We start from the raw sequence: 7,582 nt of genomic DNA on the forward strand, positions 1-7,582 counted from the left end.
GATGCTAACGCCGGGCACCGACAAAGTGGATCAGTTCTCGTCGGGGAGCTTGCCGGCGACGATCTGGGTGACGCCCGGGAACCGTTCGGCGACCACGAGAAATCCCCGGGCGCGCAACGCGGCCGCGATTTCGCCGCGGTCGAACATCCGCTGCCCGCTGAGGATCCCGCCGACCGTGTCGGCGATTCGCGCGGGTTGCCAGTCGCGGCGCGCGCTCGTGAGGAGCACGAGGCGGCCGCCGGGGCGCAGGATGCGCGCGAAGGAGTCCAGGGCGCGTTCGGGCTCCGCGAGCATGTGGAGGGCGGCGAAGCAGCAGATCGCGTCCACTGTGGAGGGTGGGAACGGCGGCTCGACGGCGTCGGCGCGGAGGTAGGCGACGTTGGCGGGGTCCGGGGTTTCGGCGACGGCGCGGGTGAGCATCGAGGGGGCGCCGTCGAGGCCGATGGCGAGGCCCTCGGTGCCGACGGCTTCGCCGAACGCGCGCGTGAAGCGGCCGGTGCCGCACGCGACGTCCAGCGCGAGCTGCCCCGGGCGCAGCGCGAGCAGTTCGACGGCGAGGCGGATCTCGCCGGCCATGCTCGGACCGAAGGGGCCCAGGAACAGGCGGCCGAACGCCGGGCGCCAGTAGTTCTCGTAGATCCGGGGGAGCAGGTTCGTGCGCATCACGCGCTGGGTGAGCCCGGTGGTGGGCCCGGCCTGGGGCGCGTCGCCGAGGACGTCGAGGTAGCCCGCTTCGGCCGGTTTCGCGGGGGTGTCGAGCAGGTCAGCGAGCCGGTCCTGGGCGGTCGGGTGCATGGTCACCGGCGCTCCTTCCGTTCGGGATACCGGCAGTATGCCAAAGCTGTCACATCCACGATCGAGTGAAGATCCGGCCGATCAGGTGTTCGAGACCTCGGTTTGTCGGTGCCCGTTCCTAGCGTCTTCCCCACGGTCTCCGACTCCCGGAGCCCGCAGAGGAGGGAACCACGATGACCGCACCGATCCTGCTGCCCATCCCCGTGCCGACCGGCGAAATCGCCGTGCGCGGGCCGTTCGACCTGACCGCCGCGAGCCGCTACCTGGCCGGCTTCGGCCCCGCCGGGCGACCCGACGCCGCGGTGGAGCCGGGTGTCCTGCGGCTGGCTTTCCCCGTCGACGGCGTCTGGACCCACGCCGGTGCCACGATCCGCCAGAGATCGCCGGGCACGGTGGAGGTCGAGGTGTCGGCGCCGGTCGACGTCGCGCCGCGGGTGATGACGCAGGTGAGCCGCATGCTGTCCCTCGACGTCGACGCGGCTGGCCTGCCCGACGTCGACCGGCGCGATTCGGTGGCCGCGCGTCTTCGGGCGTCCTGGCCGGGGCTTCGGCCGGTGCTGTTCTCGTCGCCGTACGAGGCGGCGTGCTGGTCGGTGCTCTCGCAGGGGATGCGCTTCACCCAGGCCATGAAGCGCCGCCGCCTGCTGGCCGAACGGCACGGCCGCATCGTCGACGTGGGCGAGTACCAGGTGGTCTCGTTCCCCGCGCCGGCGGCACTGGCCGAGCTGGCGTCGGAGGAGGGCCTCGCCGATTTCCGCGTCGCCCGCTTGCGCTCGGTCGCCCAGGCCGCCCTGGACGGCCGCCTCGATCCGGCCGCGCTCCGCGGGGTGCCGGTGCCCGAGGCGCTGGCCGGGTTGTGCGCGATCCCCGGCCTCGGCCGCTTCTCCGCCGAGCAGATCCTCATCCGCGCCGTCGGCCACCCCGACCTGTTCCCCCGTGCCGACGGCCGCCTGCACGCCGCGATGCGCGAGGAGTACGGCCTTCCGGACTCCGTCCCGCCCGACCAGCTCGAACGCTTGGCGGACGACTGGCGCCCGTACCGCAGCTGGGTCGCCCTCCTCTTCCGCGCCACCCGGGATGCCGTGCCGCCGGAAGCGCAGGGTGCCGCACCGGAGACGGTCTCGGCCCCGGTCGGGGAGGTGGCGGTGGGCTGATCTCCGTGGGCGCGCCGCGGCCGGGCCTGGCCGGCCGGTTGCGGTGCGGCCGGGATCAGTGAGGTCGCTTCGTTGCGACCGGTGACGGGTGGGCGAAGGCAGCCAGCGGGTGAAGGCGAGGCCGGATTGACGAAAGGAGAGTGCATGGAGTGAGCCGCGGCCCATAGCGAAACCGGACACGGCGGGGTGCGGCGGGCACTAACAGCGGTCAGATGTCGCCTGTGGTGAGGTGTGCGCGTGATTTCGCGTGTGTTCGACGCCTCGTCCGTGGTCACCACTCCGGCGTTGGCCGGTGAGTGGGGGCGGGTGGCCGACGTGCCCGGAGCGGTCGGTGACGCGCTCACGCAGGCCAACACCCCCGCGGCGATCACGCTGGTCACCGGTGGCGTGGCGCTGCTGGTCGTGCTGGCCGGGGGCACGCCGTGGCGGTTCGCGCGCAACGTGATCACCATCGTGCACGAGGCGGGGCACGCGCTGGCCGCCGTGCTGGTCGGGCGGCGGTTGCGGTCGATCAAGCTGCACTCGGACACCTCGGGCGTCACCGTGTCGCGTGGCAGGCCGGAGGGGCCGGGGATGGCGTTCACGGCGCTGGCCGGATACGTCGCGCCGTCGGTTCTGGGGCTCCTGTTCGCGAGCCTGGTCGGGCAGGACTTCATCACCGCGGTGCTGGTGCTGGTCGCCGTGTTGCTGCTGGGTGTGCTGATCATGGTGCGCAACGCGTACGGCGTGTTCACCGTGGTCGCGAGTGCCGTCGTGCTGGGGCTCGTGGCGCTGGTGGCGCCGCCGGTGGTGCAGGCGCCGTTCGTGTACCTGCTGACGTGGTTCCTGTTGTTCGGCGGGGTCCGGCCGGTGGTGGAGCTGCAGGTCAAGCGCCACCGCGGGCAGGCGCGCGATTCGGACGCCGACCAGCTGAGCCGGCTCACGGCGGTGCCCGCCGTGCTGTGGGTGCTGGTGTTCGTGGTGCTGACGGTCAGCTGCCTGGTGGCGGGCGGGCTCTGGCTGTTGCAGCCGATCGTCGTCTGAGCGTGACCGCGGGCCGTGGAGTGCCACCGGTGTGTGACGGGCGTCCCGAGGGGTGAGCCCGCCGTCTCCCGATGTGGGCGTTGCGGCAGACTATATGTCTGCCGAACGCGCGGAGGGAGACGACGATGGACGAGGTCACGAAGGCCGTCGAGGAGTGCGCGCGGGCGGCCAAGCTGGCCGCGCCGTCGCTGGCCAGAGCCACCGAGGCGGCCGTGGACGCGGCGCTGGTGGGCATGGCGGAGCGGCTCGTCGAGCACCGCGAGGAGGTGCTCGACGCGAACCAGGCCGACGTCGCCAAGGCGCGCGAGGACGGGATGAGTGCCGGCCTGCTCGACCGGCTGACCATCACGCCCGAGCGGCTCGACGGCATGGCCGAGCAGCTGCGGCTGCTGGCGGGTGCGCCGCACCAGGAGCGGACCGTCGAGGTGTCCACGTTGGACGGCGGGCTGCGGCTGGTGGAGCGGCGGCGGCCGGTGGGCGTCATCGGTGCGAACTACGAGGCGCGGCCCAACGTGACGGTCGACGTGGCGTCGCAGCTGGTGAAGTCGCGCAACGCCGGCGTGCTGCGCACCGGCTCGGCGGCGCTGGGCTCGGCGCAGCGGCTGCGGGACACGGTCATCGCGCCGGCGCTCGCGGCGGCCGGGATCGACCCGGACGTGGTGCAGCTGGTGCCGCGCGTCGAGCGGGAAGCGGCGTCGGCGCTGGTCCGGCTGCCCGGGCTCGTGCCGCTGGTGATCCTGCGCGGCAGCGGTGACAGCACGCGCGCGCTGGCCACCGAGGCGGCGGTGCACGGCGTGCGGACGCTGGCCCACGCGGACGGTGGCGGCGTGCTGTACGTCGACGCGGCGGCCGACGCGGGCAAGGTGCGCGACCTCGTGTTCGCGAGCCTCGACCGGCTGGGCGTGTGCAACCGGCTCAACCTGCTGCTCATCCACGACGACGTGCACGACGCGGTGTGGCCGTCGATCAGCGCGGCGCTGGCCGAGCGCGGCGTCACGCCGTCGCTCGCGCCGCACGAGCACGCCATCGGCTACGAGTGGGCGCTGGACTCGGACCGTGAGGCGACCGTGACGGTCGAGCGCGTGACCGGGCTCGAGCAGGCCGTGGAGATCGCGAACGAGCGCACGTCCGGCCTCGCGGCGGGCATCGCCACCGAGGACGAGACGGCGGCGGGCGCGTTCTTCGACGGCTACACCGGCACGGGCGTGTTCTGGAACGCGCCGACGCGGCTGCTCGACGGCTTCAAGCTGCTCGCCGTGCCCGAGACCGGGATCAACCTCGACCGCGTGCCGGGGCCGCGGGGGCCGGTGACGTACACCGACCTGTACGTGCGGCAATACGCCGTTCAACCCGCATGAGCAGCCGCCCGCACGTCGTGCTGTCGGCGGCCCAGTCGCTCGACGGGTACCTGGACGACGCGAGCACCGCGCGGCTGCTCCTGTCCAATGAGGACGACTTCGCGGAGGTCGACCGGCTGCGCGCCGACGCCGATGCGATCCTCGTAGGCGCGAACACGGTGCGGGCGGACAACCCGCGGCTGCTCGTGCGTTCGCCGGAGCTGCAGGCCGAGCGGGTCGCTGCGGGCCGGCCGGAGCAGCCGACCAAGGTGACCGTGACGAGCAGCGGCAAGCTCGATCCGGCGTCGCGGTTCTTCACGGTCGGTGCCGCGCCGAAGCTCGTCTACGCACCGCCGGTGGCGGTCGACGGCTTGCGGGACGTCGCGACGATCGTCGACGCGGGCACGCCGCCACGGCTGGAGCGCATCCTCGACGACCTCGGCGAACGCGGCGTCCGCCGCCTGCTCGTGGAGGGCGGTGGGGCCGTGCACACGCAGTTCCTCGAAGCCGGCCTCGCCGACGAACTGCGCCTCGCCATCGCGCCGACGCTGGTCGGCGACCCGCGTGCGCCGCGTTTCCTCGGGCCGGGCGCGTTCCCGCGGCCGTTGGAGCTGGATGAGGTGCGCCGCCTCGGCGACGTCGCGGTGCTGCACTACCGCACCACCACCGAGCCGACCTCGATCGACGTGCTGCGCTTGCGCCAGGCCATCGACCTGGCCGACGAGTGCCCGCCGAGCTCGACCTTCCGGGTCGGCGCCGTCATCGCCGCTCCCGACGGCACGGTGCTCGCCACCGGCCACTCCGGCGAGGGCGAGCCCCACAACCACGCCGAGGAAGCCGCCCTGGCGAAGCTCCGCGCGGACGACCCCCGCCTGGCCACCGCGACGATGTACAGCTCGCTCGAACCGTGCAGCTCCCGCGCGTCGCACCCGAAGAGCTGCACGCAGCTGATCCTCGAAACGCCGATCCCGCGCGTCGTCATCGCCTGGCGCGAGCCCTCCCTCTTCGTCGAGGCGGAGGGCGTCGAACTCCTCGCCGCGGCGGGCCGCAAGGTCATCGAGGTGCCCGCGCTGGCCTCCGAGGTCCGCCGCGCCAACACCCACCTGCCCGGCATCCGCCCCTGACCGCGCTCGCTCTTCGCCCACCGCGAAACCCCGGCGCGATGGTCCCACTCGCGCGCGTTCGACAGGGCGCCGGCCGCGCCACACGTGGGAGAATGGAATCCGGGGGTCCCCTTGGGAAGGGATGAACGGTCCCTTCATCCGCACGACAGAAGAAGGCCCGAGCTTCCACGGCGGATTGCGCTACTTCAGCGGTACTGGTGCGGCTACCAATGGCCCTTGAGTGGCTTGGTCTCGCATTCGGCTGAGCCGTGGCGGGAGTCGGGCCGTGCGCTACTGCGCGGTGAGATCCGCGATGTACCGCACGCCCAAGGCGGTGACAGTGCGGCGGGCTGCGATGGTGCCGGGACATCTTCGTTCCGTTGGCCCAGTGGGCTTCTCGTGCCGCCCGTGAGGTCGGTGCGTCGCAAGGGTTGGCCGGTGGGCGCCGAGCGTGGGAAGATCTTCAGCCGTTCGCGCGCGAGGAACTGCTGAGAGCCGCGAGAGCTTTGCACCCGGGCGCCGGACGGTCCACAGAGGACCGCCCGGCGTGGGGGACCGGAGGAGGCTGGGGTCAGCAGGGGCCGTTGTCGGTCCAGACGCTGTCGGGGCCGCCGGTGCCGGGTTCTTCGCCTTGGGTCCACCACTTGGCGGTGTACTCGTGGCCGTTGTGGGAAACGGAGTTGCCGCCGACGTAGACCGACGTCTTCTGCCACTCCGGGGCGGTGCAGGCGCCCGGCGGGTTGGTCGGCGGGGTCGTGGGCTCGGACTGCGGCGGGGTGGCGCCGGCGAAGCGGGTGGTGAACTTGGTGAAGTCCCAGTCGTTCTGGGGGACGTTGGAGCACACGGCGTTGTCGGACGTCGTGGTGCAGGCGCGGTCGCGGTTGACGGACCAGTACGTGAAGCGGCCGAGGTGGTGGCTGGTCGCGTAGTCGTAGACGGTCTGGAAGTCGTCGAGGGTGAAGACTTCGCCGTTGTCGGAGTGGCCGTTCATGCCGGAGAAGCCCTCGTGCGAGTACGCGGTGGCGCTGTCCCAGCCGAGGTGGTTCTGCAGCAGACCGTGGAATGCCTCGAGCGCGGACACCTGCGCCGACGAGCCGTTGAACCCGCCGTCGAAGGGCATGATCGAGAAGTTGTTGGGGGTGAAGCCGATCGACTTCGCCTGGTCGAGCAGCTGCGTGCCGAACCAGCCCGTGCCGGCGGCGGTGCCCGGCATCGTCACGGACACGAACAGGCCCGGGTTGTCGGCTTGCAGTTTCTTCGCGGCGCCGAGTTCGTTGGCGACCGCGGCGGTGTTCTCGTATTCGGGTTCTTCGAGGTCGAAGTCGATGGCTTTGAGGCCGTATTTCGTCACGACCTGCTGGTAGGCGGCGGCGGTCGCGTCGACGGAGCCGCACGTCTGGCCGAGCTTCGTGCCGCCGTAGCCGCCGACGGACACCGAGACGTCGCCGCCGTTGCCGCGGATGCGGTTCACGACGCCGGCGACCGCGGTGTCGGACGAAACGGCCGACTTGCCGTCCCACGTCGGGGTGCAGCCGCCGCCGTCGGGGGCGAGGATGAACGCCAGCTGGAACGCCTTCTGCCCGGTCGCGTTCATCACCGTGATCGGGTCGGGCGGGTTGTTGCTCTGCGGCATCAGGTACGGCGCCGACGCGTACCAGTTGTTCGCGAGTGCCGCCGTGGCGGCGGGCTGTGCGTCGGCGGTGGCGGCGAGGGTCGCGGCAGCCCCGAGCACGGTGGCGGCGGCGATCCCGACGGCGGCCAGTCTGCTTCGTTGCATCTGTCCTCCAGCTGTCGAGCGGGGTGCGCTACAGCATTGGACTAGACCATTCCGAAGTCAACCGGCGACCCGACGAACGGCGGGGTGCGACGGGTGAAATGCCGGTATTGTCGCGAACTCTTCACCCCGGCGGCCCAGCGGTGGCGCCCCCGAACGGACACAGACCGCGTGCGGCCGCGGTCCACTGCCTGACTGGTATGGACCACTTGCGGGCGGCAGACGCACTCGGGGTGCGGGCCGGCGGGCTTTGACGCTCGGCGTGGGTCGGATGGCTGGGCGGTGGCGGATGTGCTGCGGGTGACGCTCGGCGTGGGTCGGATGGCTGGGCGGTGGCGGATGTGCTGCGGGTGACGCTCGGCGTGGGTCGGATGGCTGGGCGGTGGCGGATGTGCT

The 7,582-nt window shown here is 72.3% G+C and carries 6 protein-coding genes; 4 read left to right on the forward strand and 2 right to left on the reverse strand.

The features are described 5' to 3' along the window. Positions 1-30: 30 nt before the first annotated feature. Entirely contained in the window at positions 31-795 is a 765-nt protein-coding gene (locus tag ACIA77_RS31430; RefSeq protein ID WP_395889725.1) for a class I SAM-dependent methyltransferase, read from the reverse strand. Between the two features lie 173 nt (positions 796-968). Here ACIA77_RS31430 and ACIA77_RS31435 point away from each other — a divergent pair, with 173 nt between their 5' ends. The 4 genes from ACIA77_RS31435 (at position 969) to ACIA77_RS31450 (ending at position 5,433) form a co-directional block, all read left to right on the forward strand. Next, positions 969-1,949, forward strand: a complete 981-nt coding sequence (locus ACIA77_RS31435; RefSeq protein ID WP_395889630.1) for a DNA-3-methyladenine glycosylase family protein — start codon at positions 969-971, stop codon at positions 1,947-1,949. Between the two features lie 315 nt (positions 1,950-2,264). Next, a complete protein-coding gene (locus ACIA77_RS31440; RefSeq protein ID WP_395889726.1) occupies positions 2,265-2,972 on the forward strand; it encodes a M50 family metallopeptidase in 708 nt (235 codons plus the stop codon). Between the two features lie 125 nt (positions 2,973-3,097). Beyond that, entirely contained in the window at positions 3,098-4,330 is a 1,233-nt protein-coding gene (locus ACIA77_RS31445; RefSeq protein ID WP_395889631.1) for an aldehyde dehydrogenase family protein, read from the forward strand. Continuing rightward, on the forward strand, positions 4,327-5,433 hold the full coding sequence (locus ACIA77_RS31450) for a dihydrofolate reductase family protein (protein ID WP_395889632.1): 1,107 nt from the start codon (positions 4,327-4,329) through the stop codon (positions 5,431-5,433). The genes ACIA77_RS31445 and ACIA77_RS31450 overlap by 4 nt, the downstream gene beginning before the upstream one ends. 550 nt (positions 5,434-5,983) lie before the next feature. Here ACIA77_RS31450 and ACIA77_RS31455 read toward each other — a convergent pair. Continuing rightward, positions 5,984-7,189, reverse strand: a complete 1,206-nt coding sequence (locus ACIA77_RS31455) for a chitinase (protein ID WP_395889633.1) — start codon at positions 7,187-7,189, stop codon at positions 5,984-5,986. Positions 7,190-7,582: the final 393 nt, after the last annotated feature.

This window comes from Amycolatopsis sp. NPDC051903 (assembly GCF_044452505.1).
In the GTDB taxonomy this organism is placed as follows: Bacteria; Actinomycetota; Actinomycetes; order Mycobacteriales; family Pseudonocardiaceae; genus Amycolatopsis.